The sequence below is a fragment of the Collinsella aerofaciens genome (assembly GCF_015555045.1).
GTDB classification, from domain to species: Bacteria; Actinomycetota; Coriobacteriia; order Coriobacteriales; family Coriobacteriaceae; genus Collinsella; species Collinsella aerofaciens_W.
In genome coordinates this window covers 1-22,912 of record NZ_JADNJQ010000003.1, presented here as the reverse complement: position 1 = coordinate 22,912, position 22,912 = coordinate 1, and the positions used below count along the sequence as shown (strand labels likewise).

At 62.2% G+C, this 22,912-nt stretch carries 18 protein-coding genes and 1 tRNA gene; 15 read left to right on the top strand and 4 right to left on the bottom strand.

The features are described 5' to 3' along the window. Positions 1–183: 183 nt before the first annotated feature. Positions 184–1,170 carry a ribose-phosphate diphosphokinase gene (locus tag I2E45_RS01900; RefSeq protein WP_022094252.1) on the bottom strand — a complete coding sequence of 329 codons (987 nt, stop codon included), beginning with the start codon at positions 1,168–1,170 and terminating at the stop codon, positions 184–186. A 191-nt stretch (positions 1,171–1,361) separates the two neighbouring features. Continuing rightward, positions 1,362–2,774: a bifunctional UDP-N-acetylglucosamine diphosphorylase/glucosamine-1-phosphate N-acetyltransferase GlmU gene (gene glmU / locus I2E45_RS01895; protein WP_195444015.1), complete on the bottom strand. Its 1,413-nt coding sequence runs from the start codon at positions 2,772–2,774 to the stop codon at positions 1,362–1,364. Between the two features lie 205 nt (positions 2,775–2,979). Between glmU and I2E45_RS01890 the strand changes: the two genes are divergently transcribed. Genes I2E45_RS01890 through I2E45_RS01880 form a run of 3 tightly spaced genes read left to right on the top strand, consistent with a single transcriptional unit; the run spans position 2,980 to position 6,219 of the window. After that, positions 2,980–3,858: an energy-coupling factor transporter transmembrane component T gene (locus I2E45_RS01890; protein WP_195444076.1), complete on the top strand. Its 879-nt coding sequence runs from the start codon at positions 2,980–2,982 to the stop codon at positions 3,856–3,858. Continuing rightward, positions 3,858–5,501 carry an ABC transporter ATP-binding protein gene (locus tag I2E45_RS01885; protein WP_195444013.1) on the top strand — a complete coding sequence of 548 codons (1,644 nt, stop codon included), beginning with the start codon at positions 3,858–3,860 and terminating at the stop codon, positions 5,499–5,501. The genes I2E45_RS01890 and I2E45_RS01885 overlap by 1 nt, the downstream gene beginning before the upstream one ends. A gap of 4 nt (positions 5,502–5,505) precedes the next feature. Beyond that, on the top strand, positions 5,506–6,219 hold the full coding sequence (locus I2E45_RS01880; RefSeq protein ID WP_195444011.1) for a DUF6580 family putative transport protein: 714 nt from the start codon (positions 5,506–5,508) through the stop codon (positions 6,217–6,219). A 147-nt stretch (positions 6,220–6,366) separates the two neighbouring features. Here the strand turns inward: I2E45_RS01880 and I2E45_RS01875 are convergent, their stop codons facing one another. Continuing rightward, positions 6,367–7,185 (bottom strand): exodeoxyribonuclease III, encoded by an 819-nt coding sequence (locus I2E45_RS01875; protein ID WP_195444010.1) that lies wholly within the window; start codon positions 7,183–7,185, stop codon positions 6,367–6,369. A 135-nt stretch (positions 7,186–7,320) separates the two neighbouring features. Between I2E45_RS01875 and I2E45_RS01870 the strand changes: the two genes are divergently transcribed. The 4 genes from I2E45_RS01870 (at position 7,321) to I2E45_RS01855 (ending at position 12,062) form a co-directional block, all read left to right on the top strand. Next, positions 7,321–8,073, top strand: a complete 753-nt coding sequence (locus I2E45_RS01870) for an NAD-dependent protein deacylase (RefSeq protein WP_195444009.1) — start codon at positions 7,321–7,323, stop codon at positions 8,071–8,073. A gap of 95 nt (positions 8,074–8,168) precedes the next feature. Continuing rightward, positions 8,169–9,911: a dihydropteroate synthase gene (folP, locus tag I2E45_RS01865; protein ID WP_195444008.1), complete on the top strand. Its 1,743-nt coding sequence runs from the start codon at positions 8,169–8,171 to the stop codon at positions 9,909–9,911. Beyond that, entirely contained in the window at positions 9,912–10,613 is a 702-nt protein-coding gene (locus tag I2E45_RS01860; RefSeq protein WP_195444007.1) for a hypothetical protein, read from the top strand. A gap of 252 nt (positions 10,614–10,865) precedes the next feature. Then, positions 10,866–12,062 carry an ATP-binding protein gene (locus I2E45_RS01855; protein WP_195444006.1) on the top strand — a complete coding sequence of 399 codons (1,197 nt, stop codon included), beginning with the start codon at positions 10,866–10,868 and terminating at the stop codon, positions 12,060–12,062. A 105-nt stretch (positions 12,063–12,167) separates the two neighbouring features. Here I2E45_RS01855 and I2E45_RS01850 read toward each other — a convergent pair whose 3' ends face one another. Then, positions 12,168–12,941, bottom strand: coding sequence for a type III pantothenate kinase (locus I2E45_RS01850; RefSeq protein WP_195444005.1), 774 nt, complete (start codon positions 12,939–12,941; stop codon positions 12,168–12,170). Positions 12,942–13,137: 196 nt separating this feature from the next. Here I2E45_RS01850 and I2E45_RS01845 point away from each other — a divergent pair. The 8 genes from I2E45_RS01845 to I2E45_RS01810 all read left to right on the top strand — a co-directional run bounded on the left by I2E45_RS01845 (position 13,138) and on the right by I2E45_RS01810 (position 22,471). Beyond that, positions 13,138–13,214, top strand: a tRNA-Met gene (locus I2E45_RS01845). Between the two features lie 533 nt (positions 13,215–13,747). Continuing rightward, on the top strand, positions 13,748–15,778 hold the full coding sequence (bilR, locus tag I2E45_RS01840; protein ID WP_229058782.1) for a bilirubin reductase, long form: 2,031 nt from the start codon (positions 13,748–13,750) through the stop codon (positions 15,776–15,778). A 448-nt stretch (positions 15,779–16,226) separates the two neighbouring features. Then, complete coding sequence (locus I2E45_RS01835) at positions 16,227–16,622, top strand: helix-turn-helix domain-containing protein (RefSeq protein WP_195444001.1); 396 nt, start codon at positions 16,227–16,229, stop codon at positions 16,620–16,622. Positions 16,623–16,802: 180 nt separating this feature from the next. Then, the gene (locus tag I2E45_RS01830) at positions 16,803–19,685 is read left to right on the top strand and encodes a proton-conducting transporter transmembrane domain-containing protein (RefSeq protein WP_195443999.1); all 2,883 of its coding nucleotides are present in this window, start codon (positions 16,803–16,805) and stop codon (positions 19,683–19,685) included. A 12-nt stretch (positions 19,686–19,697) separates the two neighbouring features. Next, positions 19,698–20,285 carry an NADH-quinone oxidoreductase subunit B family protein gene (locus I2E45_RS01825; protein ID WP_195443996.1) on the top strand — a complete coding sequence of 196 codons (588 nt, stop codon included), beginning with the start codon at positions 19,698–19,700 and terminating at the stop codon, positions 20,283–20,285. Next, the gene (locus tag I2E45_RS01820; protein ID WP_195443995.1) at positions 20,285–21,028 is read left to right on the top strand and encodes an NADH-quinone oxidoreductase subunit C; all 744 of its coding nucleotides are present in this window, start codon (positions 20,285–20,287) and stop codon (positions 21,026–21,028) included. The genes I2E45_RS01825 and I2E45_RS01820 overlap by 1 nt, the downstream gene beginning before the upstream one ends. Positions 21,029–21,033: 5 nt before the next feature. Next, a complete protein-coding gene (locus I2E45_RS01815) occupies positions 21,034–22,122 on the top strand; it encodes a hydrogenase large subunit (RefSeq protein WP_195443993.1) in 1,089 nt (362 codons plus the stop codon). 7 nt (positions 22,123–22,129) lie between these two features. After that, positions 22,130–22,471, top strand: coding sequence for a 4Fe-4S dicluster domain-containing protein (locus tag I2E45_RS01810; RefSeq protein WP_195443991.1), 342 nt, complete (start codon positions 22,130–22,132; stop codon positions 22,469–22,471). Positions 22,472–22,912: the final 441 nt, after the last annotated feature.

Sequence of the window (22,912 nt, the reverse complement as noted above, 5' to 3'; positions counted from 1 at the left end):
GATGAGCTTTGGGCGGCATGGCATCCGCCGGGGAGCTCAGAAGGCTCCGAACGGCCCTTTGGAGCTTTAAAAAATACGTATCTGAACTAATTGTCCAGGGAAGGTTGGCGAGGGATAGAAAAAGGGTCGGAAGCGAGTTTCCGACCCTTTAAAAGCATCAAAGATGATGCGATGTGCGGCAGGCTACAGCGCGAAGTCGCCGCCGACGAGCGTGGAGACGGGCTCCTCGTGGTAAACGGCGGAGATGGCCTGAGCGAACTCCTCGGCGACCGAGATGGTCTTGATCTTGCCGCCGACCTCGACGGGAATGGCGTCGGTGACGAGGCACTCGACGATCGGGGCGTCGTTCAGACGCTCGATGGCCGGACCGGAGAAGATACCGTGGGTGGCGCAGACGTAGATATCGCCAGCGCCCATAGCCTTGAGCTCCTTGACGTTGGCGCACAGGGTGCCAGCGGTGTCGATCATGTCGTCATTGATGATGCAGGTCTTGCCCTTGATGTCACCGATGATGCCCATGACCTCGGCGGCGTTGTGGCGCGGACGGCCCTTGTGGGCGATGGCCAGGTCGCAGCCGAGCATGTCGGACAGCTTCTTGGCGGCCTTGGCACGACCCACGTCGGGGGAGACGACAACCAGGTTGTCGGTGTCGAAGTGCATGTCGTTGTAGTACTGGCCAAACAGCGGCAGCGCGGACAGGTGGTTAACCGGGATATCAAAGAAGCCCTGGATCTGACCCTGGTGCAGGTCGAGGGTAATGATGCGGTTGACGCCGGCGCGCTCGAGTAGGTTGGCGACGAGGCGGGCGGTGATGGGCTCACGCGGGCCGGCCTTGCGGTCCTGGCGGGCATAGCCGTAGTGGGTGATGACGGCGGTGATGGAGCGGGCGGATGCGCGCTTGGCAGCGTCGGTGGCGATGAGCAGCTCCATGAGCATGTCGTTGACGTTGCCGCCGGCCACGGACTGAATCAGGAAGACGTCGGCGCCGCGGACGGTCTCGTCGTAGCGGGCGTAAATCTCACCGTTGGCGAACTGCTTTAGCGTAAGGCCCGAAAGCTCGACCCCAAGGTACTCAGCGATCTTCTGAGCGAGGGGACGGTTGGAGGAACCGGAATACACGCGGATGGACTTGCGCATATTCTCCGACTTCTCGGGATCATTAATCGGCATTACCCTTCTCCTTTATATCGAATGCCATATAGATGCCTTGTTGCATTGTAACCGCGCGGCGGGGTTAATCGGGTCTTGATAACGTCTTTACCGTCAACGGACACGAACCGACCACTCATCCGGTTGCGCAGGTCACGATAGAAAAAGGAGCCGCCCCCATGGGAACAGCTCCTTAGATGCTTGGTAAAACGTTATACCTCGTCGTCCTCGTGCAGACGGCGGCGATAATCGGCGGCCCAGCCCTCAATATTTATCTGGCGGGCACGACCCAGGCCAAGTGCGTCTGCCGGGACCGGCTCGGTGATGACGGAGCCGGCGGCCACGAGCGCGCCGTCGCCAATCTGGGCGGGCGCGACCATCATGGTGTCGGAGCCGATGAAGGCATCCTTGCCGATGACGGTCTTGTGCTTGTGCACGCCGTCGTAGTTGCAGGTGATGGAGCCCGCGCCCACGTTGACGCCGGAGCCCATGGTGGTGTCGCCGATGTAGGACAGGTGCGGCACCTTAGAGCCCTCGCCGATCGTGGACTTCTTGATCTCCACGTGCGTGCCGGCCTTGGAGCCGTCGAGCATATGGGTGCCCGGGCGCAGGTAGGCGCGCGGGCCGCAGTCGACGCCGTTCTCGATGACGGCCTCGACGGCGATGGTTTCATCGATGGTGCAGCCGCTGCCGACGGTGGTGTCGGTGAGGCGGCTGTTGGGGCCGAGCTGGCACTCCTCGCCCACGGTGACGTGGCCGATCAGGTGCGTCTGCGGCCACACGACGGTGTCGCGGCCGATGACGGCATCGGGGCCGATCCAGGCCTGCGTGGGGTCGATGAAGGTGACGCCCTCGGCCATCCAGTGCTCGTTGATGCGGTCGCGCGCGATGGCGGTGAGCTGTGCGAGCTGGATGCGGCTGTTGACGCCCAGGCCGTCGCGGTAGTCGTCGCAGTGGAAGATGGAGACTGCCTGGCCGTGGCCCTTGAGGATCTCGAGCATGTCGGGCAGATAGTACTCGGACTGCGCGTTGTCGTTGCCGATCTCGTTAATGTGGGCGGCGAGCTGCGCGCCGTCGAAGGCGTAGCAGCCGGCATTGCACTCCAGCAGCGTGGCGGCCTGCTCGGGCGTGCAGTCCTTCTGCTCGATGATGCGCTCGATCTGACCGTCGGCGCCCAGCTTGATGCGGCCGTAGCCAAAAGGATCGGGCGGGGTCATGGTCATGACGGTGCAGGCGAGCTCGCCGGTGGCGACGGTCTGCGCGAACTTGGCGACGGTGTCGGCGGTGATGAGCGGCAGGTCGCCGTTGAGCACGACGACGGGACCTTGCGCGATGCCGCAGGCCTCGAGCGCGACCTTGACGGCGTGGCCGGTGCCCAGGCGCTCGGTCTGCTCGACGCACTCGACCTTGGTGGCGCTGTTGGCGTAGGCGCCATCGATAAGGGCGCGCATCTCGTCGGCGTGGCTGCCGATGACGACCACGACGCGGCTGCAGCCGGCCTTGATGGTGGCGTCGACGATCCACTGAACCATGGGCTTGCCCAGGATCTTGTGCGAAACCTTGCAGTGGTTCGACTTCATGCGGGTGCCCTCGCCGGCGGCGAGGATAATTGCGGTTGCGTCCATGTGATCTCCTGTTACGTTATAGAGACGTGTGTTTGGAAACGATACACGGCGCAATATGATACCGCAGGCATATGATGAGCGCGTAACGATTGACGCACGGCAGCTGAGGTTTGGGCCGCTGGTGTGGTGTTTGCGCTGGTTTTGTATGGCGGCGGCGCTGCGGCGTTGAGGTTTGAGCGAGGGGATGGGGGTGCCCGTGGATATCATGCGAGAGGAATCGGGCAACGAACCCGTCGCGGCATTTTCCATGTCGCATCCGGCGGTGCCGGCGCTCTACATGGTGCTGACGTTGGGGCTCACCATGTTCTCGATGCAGCCGGTGCTGATCGCGCTGTCGCTTGCGGGCGGGCTGGCGTACGGGCTTGCGACGCGCGGTGCTGCGCGCACGTTGGGGGCGCTTCGCTGGCAGCTGCCGGTGATTTTGATTATCGCGGTGCTCAATCCGCTGTTTAGCGCCTCGGGCTCGACGGAGCTGTTCCGTATTGGCATGCGTGCGGTGTATCTGGAGAGTATGGTATACGGCCTGTGCATGGGCGGGTTGTTTGTGGCGAGCGTGCTGTGGTTTGAGGCCGCGGCGTCGATGCTCGAATACGACAAGGTGCTCGCGCTGCTGGGCAATGCCGCACCGGTGATTGCGCTCATGATCTCGATGTGCATGAGGCTTATCCCGCAGTTTTTGCGCCGCGGTCGTACGGTGCTGGCGGTGCAGGATGCGATTGATGTGCCGGGCCGCGCGCCCACCGATCCCGTGCGATCGCGCCTGCGGGCGTCGAGCGTGTTGATGGGCTGGGGCATGGAAGATTCGCTGGAGCGCGCGGACGCGATGCGCTCGCGCGGGTGGGGCGCCGCGACGCGTCGTACGACGTATGCGCGGTATCGACTGGGGCGCAGCGACGTTGCCGCGCTGGTCGGGCTCGCGCTGTTTGGTGCCGCCGCGGTGGCCGTGGCGGCGACCGCGACGACGCAGTATTCGTTTTATCCGCAGCTCTCGGTGCCGGCGCCGTGGCTGGGCTATGTCGTGTACGCTGCCTGGATGATGCTGCCTTGCGCATTGCACGCGATTGATGAGAGGAGGTTTGGCTGATGGCTCGGTTGGATAGGGGCCCGGTGTCGGGCGCGGCGTGCGGCCCGGATATGCCGGCGATTGAGGTGCGGAGCCTGAGCTTTGCCTACCCCGATGCTGATGCTGCGGTGCTCGAGGGGCTCGACTGGTCTGTTCCCCAAGGTGCGTTTGCGCTGCTTGTTGGCGGTACCGGATCGGGTAAGTCGACGCTGCTGTCGCTGCTCAAACCCGAGATCGCTCCGGCGGGCGAGCGCACTGGCGATGCGCGCGTGCTGGGCGAGAACGTCGCCGACATGGATGTGCGGGCATCGGCGGAGCGCGTGGGCTATGTGTTCCAGGATCCCGAGAACCAGATCGTGTGCGAAACCGTGTGGCACGAGATGGCGTTTGGCCTGGAAAACTTAGGCATGTCGCGCGACGAGATGCGCCGCCGCGTAGCCGAGACCAGCTATTTCTTCGGGTTGGAGGATTGGCTCCACCGCGATACCGATACGCTTTCGGGCGGACGCAAGCAGCTGCTGTCGCTGGCGGCCGTGCTGGCGCTGCGTCCGCGCGTGCTTCTGCTTGACGAGCCCACGTCCCAACTGGATCCCGTTGCCGAGAAGAGTTTTCTGCATGCGCTGTTCCGCGTGAACCGCGAACTGGGCTGCACGGTTATCGTGGCAACGCATCAACCGCGGCCGATGCTCGAATACGCGACGTGCGCGTACCGGATTGAGGGCGGCCGCGTATGCGAGGTCGCTGACATCGCCTCCTTGGGGCATCGTGAAGAGCTGTTTTCTGGCGAGGTGCCAGGGTGGGGTGCCTCGTGGCGTGCAAAAAACGGAGTTTTCAGCAGCGCCAGTGGCCAGCTGGGCTCTTTGGACCCGCGCGCGGGCGCTCCGGGTGCAGAAAAAGGGCTGAAATCGGACAAATCGGGTGAATTTGAGGCGCAAATACTGCCGCAAGACGACTCGGGGGCGCCATCGCGCGCCGGTGGATGCCGAATTCTCCCAAAAATGCACGCTGGGTCGGCTACTACCCTGGCAGGGAGCTGGTTTCGCTACGATCGAGCGTCCGGCTGGGTGCTGCGTGGACTCGATGCGGCGTTTTCGGCTGGCGCGGTGCATGCGGTTGTGGGCGGTAACGGCTGCGGCAAGTCGACAATGCTTTCGGTGCTGGCCAAGACGGTCAAGTTGCAGCGTGGGCATATGGAGCGCGGGGCGGGATCGGCAGCGCTGCTGCCTCAGAACCCCAAGGCGTTGCTGGTTGCCGAGACGGTGCGCGATGAGCTGATGGAATGGGCTTCGACCTGCGGATATGACGAGGCTGTGGCGCGGGAGCGCGCGGCGAGCCTGGGGCTGTCGGGCCTGGATGGGCGCCACCCGTACGATCTTTCGGGCGGACAGCGTCAACTGCTTGCATTGGCAAAACTGCTGCTGATTGGCCCCGAACTGCTATTGCTCGATGAGCCCACCAAGGGCTTGGACCTGGCCAGCCGCCGCATCATCGCCCGCGCCCTGCGTGGCCATGCGGAGGCTGGCGGTACCGTCATCATGGCCACGCACGATCTGGATTTTGCCGAGCAGGTTGCCGATGACATTGCCATGATGTTCGACGGCGAGATTGCCTGCATGGAGCCGCCGTCCGACTTCTTTGCCGACAATGTGTTTTATAGGGCGTGATGGGATGACGGATTATCGCATCGCGCGCCTGCTCGCAAAACTGGAGATCCCGCTGCTGCTGGCGGTGCCAGCCGTGATGGCCGCGGCGTTGCTGGCGGGCATTGAACAGGCGGCGCTTGCCATGCTTGTCGTGGTAGCGCTTGTGCTTGCGTTGTTCTTTGCGGGCTACGAGGTCTCGCGTCCGGGCTTGCGCCAGATTATGCCCACGCTGGTTCTGGCAGCATTGGCCGCGGCGGGGCGCATCTTGTTTGGCCCCATTCCCGACTTTAAACCCGTGAGTGCCATCGCCATTATCGCCGGGGCGACACTCGGTCGTCGTAACGGCTTTATGGTCGGCGCACTGGCGGCGCTGACCAGCAATTTCTTTTTTGGGCAGGGCATGTGGACGCCATGGCAGATGTATGCCTGGGGTCTGGTTGGCTATGTTGGCGGCGCGCTGGCGCATGCGGGCGCGTTCGACCGTGCGGATGGAGCTGTGCGCATGCCGGCGCTGATGGCGTACGGCTTTGCATCGGGCCTGCTCTACGGCGTGGTAATCAACGCCTACGACATCATCGGTTTTGTGCAGCCGCTCACGTGGGCGGGCGCCGTGGCGCGTCTTGCCACGGCAGTGCCGTTCGATATCACACACGGCCTCGCGACCTGCGTGTTCTTAGCCGCCCTGTACAGGCCCTGGTGTCGACGGATCAACCGCGTCGTCGTGAAGTACGGACTGTAGGGCTGGTTGCGTTCCCTTACGAACTTGCGGTGGAATAGTTCTCGTTTTTGGCTATTTGCTGCCCAAACAGGAACTATTCCACCGCAACTTATAGGGGGACGAGGTCAGATGATCCCTTTTCCTCCGTCCCCAGGGGGTCAGTTGGGGCTAGAACTCTAGGGTGAGGGTGACGGGACAGTGGTCGCTGCCAAAGATATCGCCACGGATACCGGTGTCGCGTACGTTGTCGGCGATTGCGTCGCTTACCAGGAAGTAGTCGATGCGCCAGCCTGCGTTGTTCTTGCGGGCATTAAAGCGGTAGCTCCACCAGCTGTAGACGCCCTCGACGTCGGGGTTTGCCGCGCGCCAGGTATCGGTAAACCCGGCGTTGAGCAGTTCGGTAAACTTGCCGCGTTCTTCGTCCGAAAAGCCGGCGTTGCCGCGGTTGGACTTGGGGTTCTTAAGGTCGATCTCCTCGTGCGCCACGTTAAAGTCGCCGCAGGTTACGACGGGTTTGCCGGTCTCGCGCTCGAGCGCGCTCAAAAAGTCGCGGTAGGCATCGTCCCAGGCCATGCGCACGTCGATGCGGGCGAGTTCGTTTTGCGCGTTGGGCGTGTAGACATCCACAAACCAAAACTTGTCGAACTCGAGCGCACAGACGCGGCCCTCGGTTGCGGCTTGGGCAACGAGCTCGGCGGCCTCGCCCTCGCCGGCGTAGGGCAGCAGCGCGTCGGCGCGCAGCACGCGTAGCGGCTCCTGGCGGCTAAAGACCGCGGTGCCCGAATAGCCTTTGCGCTCGGCGTAGCTCCAGGTTTGGTGATAGCCGGGCAGGTCGATATCGACCTGGCCCTCCTGCAGCTTGGTCTCCTGCAGCGCCAGGATATCGACGTCGAGTTCTTGCGCGATCTGGATAAAGCTCGGGTCCTTTTTGAGCACGGCGCGCAGGCCGTTGACGTTCCACGAGGCGAAAGTGTAAGTCTGAGGCATGGTGTCCTTTCGACGGGGTTGGCAGGCTTAAGATTAGCGCAACAGGGGCGGGGTGGGCTCCGTGCATGCTGACTTAAAGGCCGCATGCTGGGACGTCGCTCAACGCTGCCCGACTAACAAGGACGGAGGACTCATATGACGCAGGCAATATCGGACCCCAGGCAGGCCTCCGCCGCGCTGGCGGATCTGTTTGACACCCACAAGCGCGTGGTCTTCTTTGGCGGCGCTGGTGTTTCCACGGCAAGTGGCATCCCCGATTTCCGCAGCGTGGGCGGCCTGTATCACCAGCAGTTTGCCTATCCGCCCGAGACCATGCTGTCGCATAGCTTTTACGAGGCACATCCTGCGGAGTTCTTCGACTTTTACCGCACCAAGATGATCGCGCTTAACGCTAAGCCTAACCGCTGCCACACCAAGCTGGCCGAGCTGGAGCGCGCCGGCAAGCTCGACGCCGTGGTGACGCAAAATATCGACGGTCTGCACCAGGCGGCCGGCTCGCAGCGCGTGTTCGAGCTGCACGGATCGGTCCATCGCAACATTTGCCAGTCGTGCGGCGCGGTCTATAGCGCCGAGTGGATTTGCTCGCGCGAGCACGAGGACGCCGCGGGCGTGCCTGTGTGTCCTGCGTGCGGCGGGCGCATCAAGCCCGATGTGGTGCTCTACGAGGAGCCGCTCGATGAGCATGTGCTGACCGGTGCCGTTGCCGCCATCGCCGCGGCCGATGCCCTCATTGTGGGCGGGACCTCGCTCGTGGTGTATCCGGCGGCGGGCCTTACGCGTTACTTTACCGGCGATACGCTGGCCATATGCAACCTTGCTCCCACCGATCAGGATGCAAATGCCGACCTGCTGATTTCTTGCGACATCGCGGCCGCGTTTGCGTTCTAGCCCGCGCGCGCGGATACAATAGAAAGACTGAGTGCAAAGCGACCCCGCCGCCAGCTCCCCAGGCTCGGCGGCGTGGGCATTTTAGGAGGATGTTCATGGCGAACGACAGCAAGACATGGCGGTGCGGAAAGTACGAGCTCAGCTTTGACCGTCCGCGCATCATGGGCGTCCTCAACGTGACGCCCGATTCGTTTAGCGATGGCGGGGAGCACTTCGACCCCGATGCCGCCATCGAGTACGGCCTGGCGATGCTCGACGCCGGCGCCGACATCATCGACGTGGGCGGCGAGTCCACGCGCCCCGGCTTTACCCCGGTCAACCCCGACGAGGAGGCTCGCCGCGTGCTGCCCGTCGTGCGCGCGCTCGCCAAAGAGGGTGCCATTGTCTCCATCGACACGCGTCATGTGGCGGTTGCCAAGGCGGCTGTGCGCTGCGGTGCCTCGATCGTCAACGACGTGACGGGTTTCACCGATCCCAAGATGGTTGAGTTCGTTAAGACGAGCACCTGCGGCGTCATCGTAATGCACGCCGGCGAGGTCGCCACACCCGCCCGCACGCACGCGACGGTGCAGCTCGATACCTCGGCTGCGGCGTTTGTTGCCGAGAAGGCGCGCGAAGCGGCTGCCGAGGCTGCGCGCGAGGCCGAGAAGCCGGCCCGTCGCCGTCGCGGCAAGTTGCTGGGCGAGCCCAAGGCTGAGGCCAAGCTTCCGGGCGGCGCGGTGCAGCCCTCGTTGCCGTTTGGCGAACCGGAGCCCACGTCCGAGCCTGCAAGCGAGCAGGAGACGCCGGCCGCCGAGCAGGCTGCTGCCGCCGAGACCGTCGCGCCCGCGCCCGAGGCCGCGCCCGCAGCCACCGAGGCCGCATCGGAGTCCAATGACCGCCTGGCCGCCATGATGCGCCGCAGTGCCCGCCGTGAGGAGGCCTATGTGCCCACCTCGCAGCTCCGCCGCTTTACCCTGCCCGATTCGGCGCCCATCATGCGCCGCGTCATGGGCTTTCTGTCCGACCAGGCCCGCACGCTCATCCATGCCGGCGTGTCGCGCGACCGCATCTGCATCGATCCTGGCCCGGGCTTTGGTAAGTCGGCTAACGAGGACATCGTCATCCAGCGCGAGACTGCCAAGATGGCGTCGCTGGGCTACCCGCTCATGTGCGCCGTGTCGCGCAAGCGCTTTGTGGGCGCCGTCTCGGGCGTGACCGAGGCCGCCGAGCGCGATGCCGCTACGTTTGGCGTGTGCCTGGGCGCCATCCAGGCCGGTGCCAACATCGTGCGCGTGCACGACGTCACCGGCTTTGCGCAGTTCCTGAACGGTTACTGGGCTGTCGCCAAGCCACAGCCGCGCCGTGCGTTTGTGGCCGTGGGCTCCAACCTGGGGCATCGTTGCGACAACATCCGCGCCGCACGCGACATGATCGCCGAGATTCCGCTCACCTGCGTGTCCAACTGCTCGCGCATCTATGAGAGCGAGCCAGCCTACGAGACGCGCCAGGACGCGTTTGCCAACGCCGTCATCGAGATCAAGACCGAGCTGGCGCCGCTGGTGCTGCTCGACGAGCTTATGAAGATCGAGGCCGAGCTGGGGCGCGATCGCTCCAAGAAGGCCAAGGTCAACGGCCCACGCACCATCGACCTGGATCTGCTGTGGATGGACGGCGAGATCCATGGCGGCAAAAAGCTGCGCCTGCCGCATCCGCTGATCGGCGAACGCGACTTTGTGCTGGTGCCGCTCGAGGACCTGATGCACGACCCGGCGCGGTTCTTCCGCTACAACGGCGTCGAGGTCAAGGAGCCCGAGGACCGCGTGGGCCATATCGTGGGCGAATTGGGGCGTATGTAGATGATCGAGATGAATGCTGTAGCCGTCGGCACCGAGCTCGACTCCGCTCGCGACGCTGGTCGCGAGGGTGCGTCTGTGGGCTGGTGTGCTTGGAGCGCGGGCGAGACGTCGTTGACGTTTTCGCTGGTCGTGCGCCCGGACGTGAACATGCATGCCTTCCACGGCCTGCCGTTTGTGGCGGCGATGGGCATGATGGACGCGCTCGTGGGCACGGCGTCGACGCCGGGCCTGGGCCTTGCCGGCAAGGTGGGCATTGAGTGGCCGAGCAATATCGTGTGCGGCGCGCCCGCGTTCGAGACGTCGTTCGCGCGCGCCGCCGTCAACGGCGGTGCCGGTGCCGCGGGCATGTTCGGTGCCGTGACGGTGGATATTGAGCGTTCGGCGCTGAGCGAGCTCGGTGTGGATGTTGCCGACGAAGCGCTGGTCGAGGAGTTGGCTGCCGCCGTGCTGACCCGCGTGGACGCCTGGGCGGTTGTTGCCAACACGCCGCAGGGCGCTGCCGGTCCGCTGGCTCCCGTGCTGGGCGAGTACTTCGACATGGTGCCGCTGCTGGGCCGCCAAGTTGCGGCGGTGTCGCCCAACGGTTTGCCGCTTGCGGTCGGTGTGTTTGCGGGCCTGGACATCTGGGGCCGCGCGACCATTAAGACCGACGCCGGCGAGCAGGAGTTTCCGCCCGAGGCCGTGCGCATTCGCGGGCTGTAGCGCGGGGCGTTCGCGCCCAAAGATAGACATGACAACAAGACCCTCCTCGGCCTGTGCCGGGGAGGGTTTCGCCTATCTGGGGAATGGGTTGCCAGCGCCCTATTCCTCAAAACTGAAAAATTTTCGTTTTTGAGGAATAGGATTAAGGCAGCTCGGTCTTTCGCGAGGTATATTCGCTATAGAGCCTATTCCTCAAAACTGAAAATTTTTCAATTTTGAGGAATAGCGATAAAAGACCGCGAGGAGGCCCCAATGAAACTCATCAATAGAACGTCATATATGGACACGTTGACGAGCCTTATTGGCGTGCCGGACATCAAGGTCATCACGGGCATCCGTCGTAGCGGTAAATCAAAATTGCTCGAGGCCCTCCGCGATTACGTGGAGGCAAATCTGTCCAATTCGAATGTCATCCATATCAACTACAACCTCGATGAGTTCGAGAATCTGCTCGAGTATCACGCGCTGCTCGCCTATGTAAAAGAGCATCGAGTGTCCGGCAAACAAAACTTTCTGCTTATCGATGAAGTTCAGATGTGCGACGGTTTTGAGCGTGCGATCAACAGCCTCCACGCATCCGAGCAGTACGACATATTCATTACCGGATCGAATGCCTTTTTGCTGTCGAGCGATCTGTCGACGCTCTTTACGGGGCGTACGTTTGAGATCGAGGTTTTCCCATTCTCGTTTGAGGAGTATCGACTCTATGGCGACGAGGGCGAGGTCGACCGCGACTTCGATGAGTACGCGAGAACCGGCGGTATGTCCGGCTCCTACCCTTATCCACTGCAGGAGCAGCGTTATCAATATCTCTCCAATGTCTTCAAAACGCTCATCGTGAGAGATATCGTGCAGCGGCATAACGTGAGAAACGAATCGGCGCTGCTGCGCATTGCCGATTACATGATGGACAACGTATCCAACATAACGTCGGCACGTAACATTACGGATATTTTGAACGCGGATGGGCTAAAGATAACGAACAAGACGGTCGGCACGTACATGGGGTGCCTGTGCGATGCGTTTGCCTTCTATAAAGTTCGTCGGTACGACATTCGCGGCAAAAAATACCTTAAGAGCGGCGAGAAATATTACCTGGCAGACCACGCGTTCAAATACGCACTGCTCGGTACACGTGATATGGATTGGGGACGCGTATACGAGAACATGGTGGCCATCGAGCTGCTGCGCCGCGGATACGAGGTATACGTCGGTGTGCTCTATAAAAAGGAAATTGACTTTATAGCAATTAAGCGAAGCGAGAAGCTCTACATTCAGGTGAGCGACGACATCAGCTCGGATAAGACATTTGAACGCGAGATTTCGCCACTGCTGAGCATTGGCGACGCGTACCCCAAGATGATTCTCGCCCGAACGCATCACGAGGCCACGGACCGCAATGGGGTGCAGATCGTGGACCTGGCGAGGTGGCTATGCGGCGAGGCGTAGCAGAAAGCCTATTCCTCAAAACTGATAAATTTTCGATTTTGAGGAATAGGACCAATGCATTGCTTAGTTCGCCGCTCGCGCCCGTGCTCGACTTAAGCCCCTGCTCTATCCCAGCTCCTGCATGCGGCGGTAGATTTCGCAGATACCCTTGATGGTGAGCTGTCCGTCGACCACGTCGAAGGCATCGGTCGAATCGGCGACGATGCTGGCGAGACCGCCTGTGGCGATAACCGTGGCGTCCTCACGACCCAGCTCGCGCTTCATGCGCGCGACCAGGCCCTCGGCCATGGCGGCGGCGCCCACCACGGCGCCGACCTTGATGCATTCCTCGGTGTCGCGGCCGATGGCGTGCTCGGGTGCCTCGAGCGGCACGCTGGCGAGCTTGGCGGCACGGGCGGCAAGCGCGTCCATGGAGATGCGGATGCCCGGCGCGATCGCTCCGCCAATGTAATAACCGTCCTCATCGATGACGTCGATATTGGTCGCGGTGCCAAAGTCCACCACGATTGCCGGCGCGCCGTAGAAAGTCTCGGCCGCAACGGCGTTGGCGACGCGATCGGCACCTACGGCCTGGGGGCGCGCCGCGCGCAGCTTGGTCACCGCGGCCGTCTGCGGCCCGATGACGATGGCGTCCGCGGCAATGCGGTCGGCCACGGCGTGCCATTCGCGCGAGAGCTGCGGCACCACGCCCGCAAAGGCGATCGCGTCGACCGCGTCGAGCGAAAGGCCGTACATTTTAAAGAAACCCATCAGGCGCACATGGATCTCGTCGGCGGTATAAGAGCGGTCGGTGGGCATGCGCCACGACTGCACCAGCTCGTCTCCGTCAAACAGGCCCATGGCCGTCTGCGTGTTTCCCATATCGATAGCGAGCAGCATGTCTACTCCCAGTGTTGGCATAAAAGGACGCGCACCATTGTATACGTGCCGTCGACGGCGCTCGGCTGCGATTCGTTTACGGTGATAGGGGCTGAGGGGTTTAAATATGAAGGAATTATGCTCTACGAGATTTTCCTTGCCGTTTACCGAACTCCCGCGTAATATTCTTTCTTGCGCACATGAGGCGCCCAGACATTGCGGGGTGGAGCAGTCTGGTAGCTCGCCGGGCTCATAACCCGGAGGTCGTAGGTTCAAATCCTGCCCCCGCGACCAAGAACTTGCAGCTCGTCGGCCTAGCCGGCGAGCTTTTTTGTTATTCCGGGACTGTGTTTTCGGTCCAATTCTCGGCCTCTCAAACAAAATCTCGATCTGTAACATCTAGACCCGATTTGGGCGGCTTGGTGTTACAGATCGAGATATACCGGTGGGTTGGGTCGTGTTTGTCTAAATCTGTAACACGAGGGACGGATTTTGCCGAGTAACTGTTACAGATTTAGATTTTCTAGCAGGCGGGTTTGGTTTGTCTCGATCTGTAACAGATAGGGGCCAAAAGTGGGCCTAGCTGTTACAGATCTAGATTGTTGAGGATGGGCCGAGAGGAATGTCTCGATCTGTAACAGTAAGACCCGGTTTTGCCGCGTAACTGTTACAGATTGAGATAAACCGACGGGCCGCCCCGCCCATCCCCATCCACCTGCCGCTGCCTGCTGTCCGCCGATTTCCGTTGCGCTGCTGTATTCCCATGCCATATCCTCTAGACAACTACGCGGCAACATCGCCGCCGCGCCTACAAGAGAGGAATGTCCATGACCACACCTGCATCCAAGCTGCTCCAGCCCATTACGGTTGGCCCCCTTGAGCTCAAGAACCGCATTATGTTTCCGCCGCTGACCACCGGCTACGAGGAGCGTGACGGTTCCATCGGCGAGCGCAGCCTGGCTTTTTACGAGCGCCTGGCCCGTGGCGGCGTGAGCTACATCGTCATCGGCGACGTCGCTCCCGTCATGACCGCGAGCCCCACGCCCAAGCTGGCAACCGACGCCCAGATCCCCACGTTTAAGGCCCTGGCCGACGTCGTCCACAAGCACGGCGCCAAGGTCGCGCTGCAGCTGTTCCACCCCGAGTACGATGTGCCCGGTGTCGGCCGCATGGTCATGGGATCCATGGCCGCCGCCAAGGCCGCGCAGGAGGCCAAGGCCGCCGGCGACGAGGAGACCTTTGCCGCCAAGATGGCCGAGTCCAACGAGATCCGCAACCAGGCCTACGCCAAGCTGCACCACGACATGCAGCACTTTGTGAACGAGGCGAGTGTGGAGCAGCTCACCCAGATCAAGGAGGCCATCGCTGCCTCGGCCGCTCGCGCGCAGCAGGCCGGCATCGACGCCATCGAGGTCCACGGCGACCGCTTGGTGGGTTCGCTGTGCTCGGCTATCCTCAACCAGCGCACCGACGAGTACGGCGGCTCGTTCGAGAACCGCGTTCGCTACGCGCTCGAGGTCGTCGCCGCCATTAAGGAAGCCGCGCCGCAGCTGATGGTGGAGTACAAGCTCCCCGTGATCATGGAGAACCCCGACGGCACGCCGCGCGGCAAGGGCGGCCTGCAGCCCGACGAGGCCTGCGAGTTCGCCAAGCTGCTCGAGGGCGCGGGCATCGACATGATCCAGGTCGCGCAGGCCAACCACACCGGCAACATGGGCGACACCATTCCGCCCATGGGCGCCATGCCCTACAACTGGACGCTGCCGGTGGCCGAGCGCGTCAAGGCCCTGGTCTCCGTGCCGGTGGCCACCGTCGGCCGCGTTGTCTCGGTCGAGGCCGGCGAGAAGATTCTGGAAGACGGCGCGGCCGACATCGTCGCCTATGGCCGCTCGCTCATGTGCGACCCCGACATTGCGCTGAAGGCCGCCACGGGCGAGCCCATCCGCGAGTGCCTCAACTGCAACAAGGGCTGCGTCGACGCGATTCAAAACCGCAAGTACATCTCGTGCGTGCTCAACGCCGAGAACGGCGACGAGGCGACCATCGCCATCAAGCCGGGCGAGGGCGACAAGAAGATCGCCGTGGTGGGCGGCGGCATCGCCGGCCTGGAGGCCGCACGCGTGGCGGCCAAGCGCGGCTACGACGTGACCATCTACGAGGCGAGCGATCATCTGGGCGGCCAGATTGTGCTGGCGGCTGCGCCTCCGCGCAAGGACGAGATCATGCGCTCGGTCGAGTACTACGAGAAGATTCTGCCTGGCTTGGGCGTGAAGGTTGAGCTCAGCCATGCCGCTACCGCCGAGGACCTCAACGCCGCCGACGCCGCGATTGTGGCCGTGGGCGCGCACGACGTGGTCATCCCCGTTCCGGGTGCCGACTCGGACAAGGTCGTCTCGAGCTGGGACGTGCTGGCCGGCAAGGTGGAGCTTACGGGCCGCGTCGCCGTCATTGGCGGCGGCCTGGTGGGCACCGAGACTGCCGAGTACCTGCTGCAGCACGGCTGCGAGGTGGCGATCGTGGAGATGCTCGACAAGATTGCCGCGGGCGAGTCCGAGACCATTCTGCCGCTGATTATGAGCGACTTTGCCGAGCACAACGTGGAGCAGCACGTGAAGACCCGCCTGACCGCCATTACCGACGAGGGCGTGGAGGCCATTCGCACCACCGAGGACGGCGCCGAGGAGCCGGTGAAGATCGCCTGCGATTACGTGGTGATGGCCGTGGGCTCCAAGGCCAATGCGTTTGACCTGGACGGCGTGACGGTGCCCGTGACCTGCGTGGGCGACTGCTCGGGCGAGCGCACCGCCGACATTGCGAGCGCCATTCGCACGGCATATCACGCGGCCAACGAGCTGTAGTTGAACATCGCGGCCAGGCGGGACGGTAGCACGGATCCGTTTCGCCCGGCTGTGTCCCGTCGGGTGTCAATCGGTGCGGGGCCTGCAAGCGCAGCAGGTCCCGCCCTTTTGTTTTGCTCCGGTGGATGGCAATGCGCGGTAACCATGAGGAGTGAGGACGTCTACTACCTTGTAGATCACTCAAAATTATTGGGGGAGGGGTTAATAACTATATCCTCTGTACCAAAGGACACAAAGAGATGCCAATTTTGTTGACAAGCGAATGACGATTAGCTGTGAGTCAGCTACCAGCGTAAATAATCGATAAAGAAATGTCGTAATTTGGTGTCAAATGCCCAGATAACGCCGCGTCTATTTTAATTAACTGCTTTGAGCAAACAGTAAAATGCTACTATCTAACTTGCACGTAAGAAAGCAGATTAACGGTTAAGGCTAAGAAGTGGCAGGTATGTCAGAAGCAACAAGGACTCGCACGCATGCGCCCGAGGTTAGGCAGCGCGCCGTCGAGATCCTCCAAGAGGGGGTCGGTCATCGCGCCCTCGCCGCGGAGCTTGGCATTCCCCAGGCCACGGCTCGTCAGTGGGCCCGCGCGTATGCCGTGGGCGGTGCCGACGCCGTTCTCAATGCCGGTTCGCATCATCATACCTATTCGTACGACGTAAAGCTCGCTGTGGTTAAGGACCGTCTGGAAAGCGGCTTGACGGTTCGCGAGGCCATGATCAAGCACAAGATTCCCAGCGAGTCTTCGGTCAAGGCTTGGTGCCGTCAGTACCGCGAGAGCGGTGAGTCCGCACTGGTCGATAAGCCGCGCGGTCGCAAGCCGCGCGTTAAAAAGGCGGAATAGCAAACGGGATGGTGCGCCCACAGGGGCGCATTTTTCTTGCTGCCCCTCTGCTCCAAAGCGGCCGTGCCCTTGCCCTGTACGCCTAAAACTCCCCAGTTGACCGAAAACCTGCCGCCGCTACTCCTCAATTGAGCTATAACGTTAAACAATTGCAGCGTTTTTGCATGGGGGAGTGATGGTATGACGCTACTGTATTTCCTTACCCTGTTTCCGCTGGTACTGGCGCTGGGCATGCTGCTCGCGCGCGGTGATCGCGCCCGCGATGCGGTGGGGCTCATAGGCTCCGGCATTATTATGGCGGTGACAGTTGTAGTCACCGTCATGTTTTTTAGCACGGGTCCGCAGAGCTTTGAGGTTGCCCCCGGCACCTCTCATGTGCTCTCGATCATCAGCTCCGTCATCGATGTCATCCTGTGCGCCGTCATCCTGTACAACGCGTACAAATATAGGAACGCGCTCACCACGGTGCTCGGCATAGTCCAGCTGGTGGGCTCGCTCGCCTTTGCAGCCATGACGCTGCCCGCGGCCGAAGCCGTCACGGCGACGCCGCTCTACCTGGACTACATGAGTGTGATCATGGTCCTCGCCATCGGCATCGTCGGCAGCCTAATCTGCGTGTATGCCCTGGGCTACATGAAGGACTTCCAAGCGCACGATGAGCACGAGGCCGCGCTGCGCGGGCAGACCGCGCCCGACCGTCGCCCGCAGTTCCTGGCGCTTATGTTCCTGTTCCTCTCGGCCATGTTCGTCATCGTGACGAGCGACAACCTTGAGTGGCTGTTCTGCGGCTGGGAAATCACCACCGTGTGCTCGTTCCTTATGATTGGCTACACGCGCACGCCCGAGGCCATCAAGAACGCCTTTACCCAGATCATCCTCAACATGCTGGGCGGTATCGCGTTCTTGGCCGGACTCATGTACCTGCACGTTAACGGCATGCCGCTGAACATCTCGGGCATGATCGAGCTTTCCGGCGCCGGAACCGCGCAGTCCGCGCTGCTGGTGATGCCGGTCATCCTGCTGTCGCTCGCCGCACTCACCAAGGCCGCACAGATGCCGTTCCACACTTGGCTGCTCGGCGCCATGGTTGCCCCCACGCCCACGAGCGCCCTGCTGCACTCGTCCACCATGGTCAAAGCCGGCGTGTTCCTAATGGTCAAGCTCAGCCCGCTCTATGCCATCTATCCCGTGACTGGCTTTATGGTTACGAGTGTGGGTGCCATCACGTTTTTGCTCGCTGCCCTCATGGCCATCTCGCAGAGCAACGCCAAGCGCGTGCTCGCATACTCCACCATTTCCAACTTGGGCCTCATCAGTGCTTGCTTGGGTGTCGGCGCGCCCGAGGCCGTATGGGCGGCCATCTTCCTGATCCTGTTCCACACGGTGGCAAAGTCGCTGCTGTTCCTGTGCGTGGGCACGGCCGAGCATCATATCGGCAGCCGCAATATCGAGGACATGGACGGTATGTTCAGCCGCATGCCGCACCTGACGCGCCTGATGATGCTGGGCATCATGGGCATGTTTGTGGCGCCGTTTGGCATGCTCGTGTCCAAGTGGGGCGCTCTGGTGGCGTTCGCGCAGACCGGCAACGTGCTCATGATCATGGTACTTGCCTTTGGCTCGGCCGCGACCTTCTTCTTCTGGGGCAAGTGGCTTGCCAAGCTTTCGGGCGTCGACCCCACGGCTCAAAACGTTGAGGTCAATGTCCATAAGACCGAATGGATGGCCCTCAACACCATCGCCGCGCTGCTGATTCTGTGCTGCGTGGCGTTCCCGGTTATCTCGAGCGGTCTGGTGTCGCCTTACTTGGCCATGGTGTTTGGCCGCGTGCCGTACGTTATTGGCAAGGACGCCATGTACCTGATGGTGGTTATCGTGGCGTTTATCGCCGTGGTGCTGCTGACTTCATTCCGCGTGAGCAACAAACCGCACGTCAACGTGTACCTTTCGGGCGTGGGGACCGACAAATATCGCCATTTCCGCGGCTCGATGGGACACGAGGTGAAGGCCGAAAAGCGCAATTGGTACTCGGAGGACGCCCTTGGCGAGAAGCGTATTGGCCCCGCGGGTAGCGTCGTGTGCTGCAGCATTATCTTGTTTGCGCTGCTGTGTTGCGCGTGGATTGGGCCCGAGCGACTTGCCATGAGTGCGCCCTCGGTGCTGCGCGGCAAGTATTTTGAAGGCTCGGGCGTCGTGGGCATTTTTATTGGCACCGTGGCATTTGCCTTACTGGCGCCGCTTGTGGGCGGCATGATCGACGGCGTTGACCGAAATCTTTCGGCCCGCATGCAGGGCCGCGTGGGCCCGCGCCTGCTCCAGCCTTTCTACGATGTGGCCAAGCTGCTGCGCAAGGCCCCCGCCAGCGTAAACACCATGGACGATACCTACATGGCGTGCGCGCTCATCTTTACCGTGGTGGGCGGCGGCATCTTTGTGTCGGGTTCCAACACGCTGTTGTGCGCTTTTATGGTGACCCTCGCTGCGATCTTTGTGGTGTTGGCGTCCGCCTCGACGCAAAGCCCGTTTGCCCAGGTCGGCGCCGACCGTGAGCTGCTGCAGGTCATGAGTTACGAGCCCGCCGTTTTGCTGATGAGCGTGGGCCTGTACCTTGCCACCGACAGCTTCGATTCCATCGCCGTGACGGGGCAGTCGGCCCCCATCATCGTGTACAGCGCGCCCATTTTCCTCGCGCTGCTCGCGGTGCTCACCATCAAGCTGCGCAAGTCGCCGTTTGACCTTTCGTACTCGCATCACGCGCATCAGGAGATCGTCCAGGGCGTCGCCACCGAGATGAGCGGCGGCACGCTGGCCAAGATGACCCTTATGCACTGGTGCGAGACCGTGCTGTTTTTGATGTGGGTGGGCATGTTCTTTGTTTGGGACAACCCGGTGAGCTGGGTCGTAGCCCTGGTCGTGATGGCTGCGACGTATTTTGTCGAGGTGCTGATCGACAACACCTTCGCACGCAGCACCTGGCGCAGCTGCTTTAGGCTCGGATGGGGCGTGGCGCTGGTGTTTGGCCTGCTCAACCTTATGCCCATCCTCGTCGACGTTTTTATTTAGGAGGCGGCATCCATGGATCATAAAATGTCGCGCTCGCCGTGGGTTATTCATTACGACGGTTCGAGCTGCAACGGATGTGATATCGAGGTGCTGGCCTCGCTCACGCCGCTGTTCGATGCGGAGCGCTTTGGCGTGGTCAACACCGGCAACCCCAAGCATGCGGATATCTTTTTGGTGACGGGGTCGGTCAATGCCCAGAACCTGCCTGTCGTGCGCCAGATCTACAACCAGATGCTCGAGCCCAAGTGTGTGGTGGCATGCGGTATCTGCGCGTGCTCGGGCGGCGTGTTTCGCGATGCCTATAACGTGATCGGCGGCGTGGACCGCGCGATTCCCGTGGATGTGTACGCGCCCGGGTGCGCCGTTCGCCCCGAGACGGTGATCGATGCCATCGTGGAGGCGTGCGGCATCCTGGATCAGAAGGAGGCCGTGATGCGTGCTGGCGGCGATCCGCTTACCGTGGGCGGCGCCGCTACCTGGGATGGTGGCGTTGAGCTGGGCGAGGGCGGGTTTGTGGCTGCGGGGGCCGGGGCTGACGATGCGCCTGCTGGGACGTCCGCGGCCGGCGACGCGCCCGCCGCTGCAAAGGAGGGCGAGTAATGCAAAAGGCTATCTATACTACCGTCGGGATCGATGAGCTCCTGTCACATGTCCAGGCGCTCAAGGGCGTCGGCGCGCGCTTTGTGCAGATGCATGCCGAGCGCTGTGTGGACGACGGATCGTATCGCTTGGTCTATACGTTTATCGACGTTCGTGCTGCTCAGGAGCATATTGCGCAGGACGGCAGCTATGCGATCGAGAACCTGGTGGTTGAGGGCATCGACCAGTACCAGGAGATTCCGTCCATCAGCTCGTACTATCCGGCGGTATTCCCGTTTGAAAACGAAACGCACGACCTGTTTGGTCTTGCCATCACCGATATGCAGATTGACTTTAAGGGCTTTTTCTACCAGGTCTCGACTGCCGAACCCATGAGCGTTATCACGCCCGAGGTGAAGGCCGCGCGCGAGAAAGCCATGAAGGTGCGTGCCGCCGCCGAGGCCAAGGCGCGCAAGGCCGCTGCCGAGAAGGCCGCCGCGGCTGCGGCTGCTGCAGGGGAGAGCGCTGCGAGTGCCGGCGATGCTTCGGCTGCGGCGAGCGCCGGCGACGCCGCGGGCGTCGCTGCTCAGCCCGCTGCGGCTGCCGGCTCCGATGCTCAGCACGATGAGGCTGCTGCGAAGGCCGCGCTCAAGGCCGCCGAGATGGAGGCAAAGCTCGCCGCCATGGATCCCGAGAAAGCGGCCAAGGTCCGCGCGGCGCTTGCCGCCAAGGTCGCCCGCGACAAGCAGAAAAAGGAGGCGTAAGGTCCATGGCACATCGCTCCGTTATTCCGTTTGGCCCGCAGCACCCGGTGCTGCCCGAGCCGCTTCATCTGGACCTGGTGATCGAGGATGACCGCGTCATCGAGGCAATTCCTCAGATCGGCTTTGTGCACCGCGGGCTCGAGAAGCTCACCGAAAAGCGCGACATGCATCAGTTTGGCTACATCGCCGAGCGCATCTGCGGCATCTGCGCCGTGGGCCACAGCTGCGGCTATGCCAGCGCCTGCGAGCGCATGCTCGGCATCGAGGTGCCTGGTCGCGTGCAGTATATCCGCACCATTCTGCACGAGCTTTCGCGCATTCACTCGCATCTGCTGTGGCTGGGCCTGCTCGCCGACGCCTTTGGCTTCGAGGCGCTGTTCTATCGGTCATGGACCCTGCGCGAGCAGATACTCAAGATTTTTGAGAGCACTTGCGGCGGGCGCGTGATTCTGTCGATTAACGAGATCGGCGGCCTTAAGCACGATATCGAGGACTCCGAGCTGGCGGGCATTGTCCAGACGCTCGATGCCATGCGTCCTGACTACGAGGCCCTGGTGCATACGTTTTTGGACGACAACAGCTGCGGCGAGCGCCTGCATGGCGTGGGCGTGATTAGCAAGAAAGACGCGCTGGAGCTTTCGATGGTCGGTCCGTTCGGCCGCGCCTCGGGCGTGGACTACGACGTGCGCATGTTCGGTGACGGCGCCTATGCGGACTTGGCCGCGTTTGAGCCCATCGTTGCTACCGATGGCGATTGCTATGCCCGCTGCCAGGTGCGTTGCGCCGAGGTCATGCAGGCCATGGACATCATTAAGGAGCTTGTGGGCAAGATTCCGCACGACGGGATTGGCGGGCGCACCAAGCTTACGCCGGCCGACGGCGCGCGCGGCGAGGTTGTGATTGAGCAGCCGCGCGGCGAGGCTTATTACTATGTGCGCGGCAACGGCACCAAAAATCTGGACCGTTTCCGCGTGCGCACGCCGACGTCGCAGAACTTGGCGGGTCTGACGCATGCGCTGCAGGGTGTGCTCATTGCCAATGTGCCCATGATTATCCTGACCATCGACCCCTGCATTAGCTGCACGGAAAGGTAGGCGCGGCATGAGTTTGCTGACATTTGCCAAGACGGCCTTGGGTTCTATGGTCAAGCGGCCAGTAACGGTGTGCTATCCGCAGGAGAAGCTCGCGGCGCCTGCGCGCCTGCGCGGACATATCGTCAACGACATGGACGTGTGCATCTGCTGCGGCATGTGCGCGCGCCGTTGCCCGGCGGGCGCGCTTGCGGTCGATCGCAAGGGTGGTACCTGGTCGATCGACCCGTATGCCTGCGTGGTGTGCGGTGAGTGCATCGAGAGCTGCCCCAAGCACTGCCTGACTATGGACACCGCTCGTACTCCAGTTGCGGCGGACAAGACCCCCACGGTAGAAACCAAGCCGGAGTAGCGCCGGAATAGAGCTGGGATAGGGGCCGGTGGGGCAAAAATGCCCCACCGGCCCCGCGCTTAAACGCGCGGTTGTGCCGTCGCGAACAAAACTATGTCGGTTTACGGGGCTGGATAGCGAACCTCCGACCATACCGAAAATCGCAAAAACAAAACCGCAGGTAGATTGCTTGCTGTTTTTCAAAAATAGGGGGTATGGATGAGGACTCCGACTTTAGCCCCGTAATCCGGCATAGTTTTGAAATAGCACCATATCGGTGACAGCCCTTGAGCCCCCGGGGACGGAGGAAAACGGATCATTTTGGCCCGATGGCTCTGAGTCGCACCTATTTTCCTGCGAAAACGCCGTGTCTCAACTTTGGTGAGGTAGCGCGCAGAGATGTGGTGTAAGAGGCGGGGCATGCCCCGCCTCTTCCCTTTCTTGAAAGGGAGGGGACACCGC

Coding starts and splice junctions, on each gene's coding strand:
- I2E45_RS01820 (WP_195443995.1), top strand. CDS start 20,285: ATGCAAAAGGCTATCTATACTACCGTCGGGATCGATGAGCTCCTGTCA.
- folP (WP_195444008.1), top strand. CDS start 8,169: ATGGCGAACGACAGCAAGACATGGCGGTGCGGAAAGTACGAGCTCAGC.
- I2E45_RS01810 (WP_195443991.1), top strand. CDS start 22,130: ATGAGTTTGCTGACATTTGCCAAGACGGCCTTGGGTTCTATGGTCAAG.
- I2E45_RS01825 (WP_195443996.1), top strand. CDS start 19,698: ATGGATCATAAAATGTCGCGCTCGCCGTGGGTTATTCATTACGACGGT.
- I2E45_RS01890 (WP_195444076.1), top strand. CDS start 2,980: ATGCGAGAGGAATCGGGCAACGAACCCGTCGCGGCATTTTCCATGTCG.
- I2E45_RS01885 (WP_195444013.1), top strand. CDS start 3,858: ATGGCTCGGTTGGATAGGGGCCCGGTGTCGGGCGCGGCGTGCGGCCCG.
- bilR (WP_229058782.1), top strand. CDS start 13,748: ATGACCACACCTGCATCCAAGCTGCTCCAGCCCATTACGGTTGGCCCC.
- I2E45_RS01850 (WP_195444005.1), bottom strand. CDS start 12,941: ATGCTGCTCGCTATCGATATGGGAAACACGCAGACGGCCATGGGCCTG.
- I2E45_RS01860 (WP_195444007.1), top strand. CDS start 9,912: ATGATCGAGATGAATGCTGTAGCCGTCGGCACCGAGCTCGACTCCGCT.
- I2E45_RS01900 (WP_022094252.1), bottom strand. CDS start 1,170: ATGCCGATTAATGATCCCGAGAAGTCGGAGAATATGCGCAAGTCCATC.
- glmU (WP_195444015.1), bottom strand. CDS start 2,774: ATGGACGCAACCGCAATTATCCTCGCCGCCGGCGAGGGCACCCGCATG.
- I2E45_RS01815 (WP_195443993.1), top strand. CDS start 21,034: ATGGCACATCGCTCCGTTATTCCGTTTGGCCCGCAGCACCCGGTGCTG.
- I2E45_RS01875 (WP_195444010.1), bottom strand. CDS start 7,185: ATGCCTCAGACTTACACTTTCGCCTCGTGGAACGTCAACGGCCTGCGC.
- I2E45_RS01830 (WP_195443999.1), top strand. CDS start 16,803: ATGACGCTACTGTATTTCCTTACCCTGTTTCCGCTGGTACTGGCGCTG.
- I2E45_RS01855 (WP_195444006.1), top strand. CDS start 10,866: ATGAAACTCATCAATAGAACGTCATATATGGACACGTTGACGAGCCTT.
- I2E45_RS01835 (WP_195444001.1), top strand. CDS start 16,227: ATGTCAGAAGCAACAAGGACTCGCACGCATGCGCCCGAGGTTAGGCAG.
- I2E45_RS01880 (WP_195444011.1), top strand. CDS start 5,506: ATGACGGATTATCGCATCGCGCGCCTGCTCGCAAAACTGGAGATCCCG.
- I2E45_RS01870 (WP_195444009.1), top strand. CDS start 7,321: ATGACGCAGGCAATATCGGACCCCAGGCAGGCCTCCGCCGCGCTGGCG.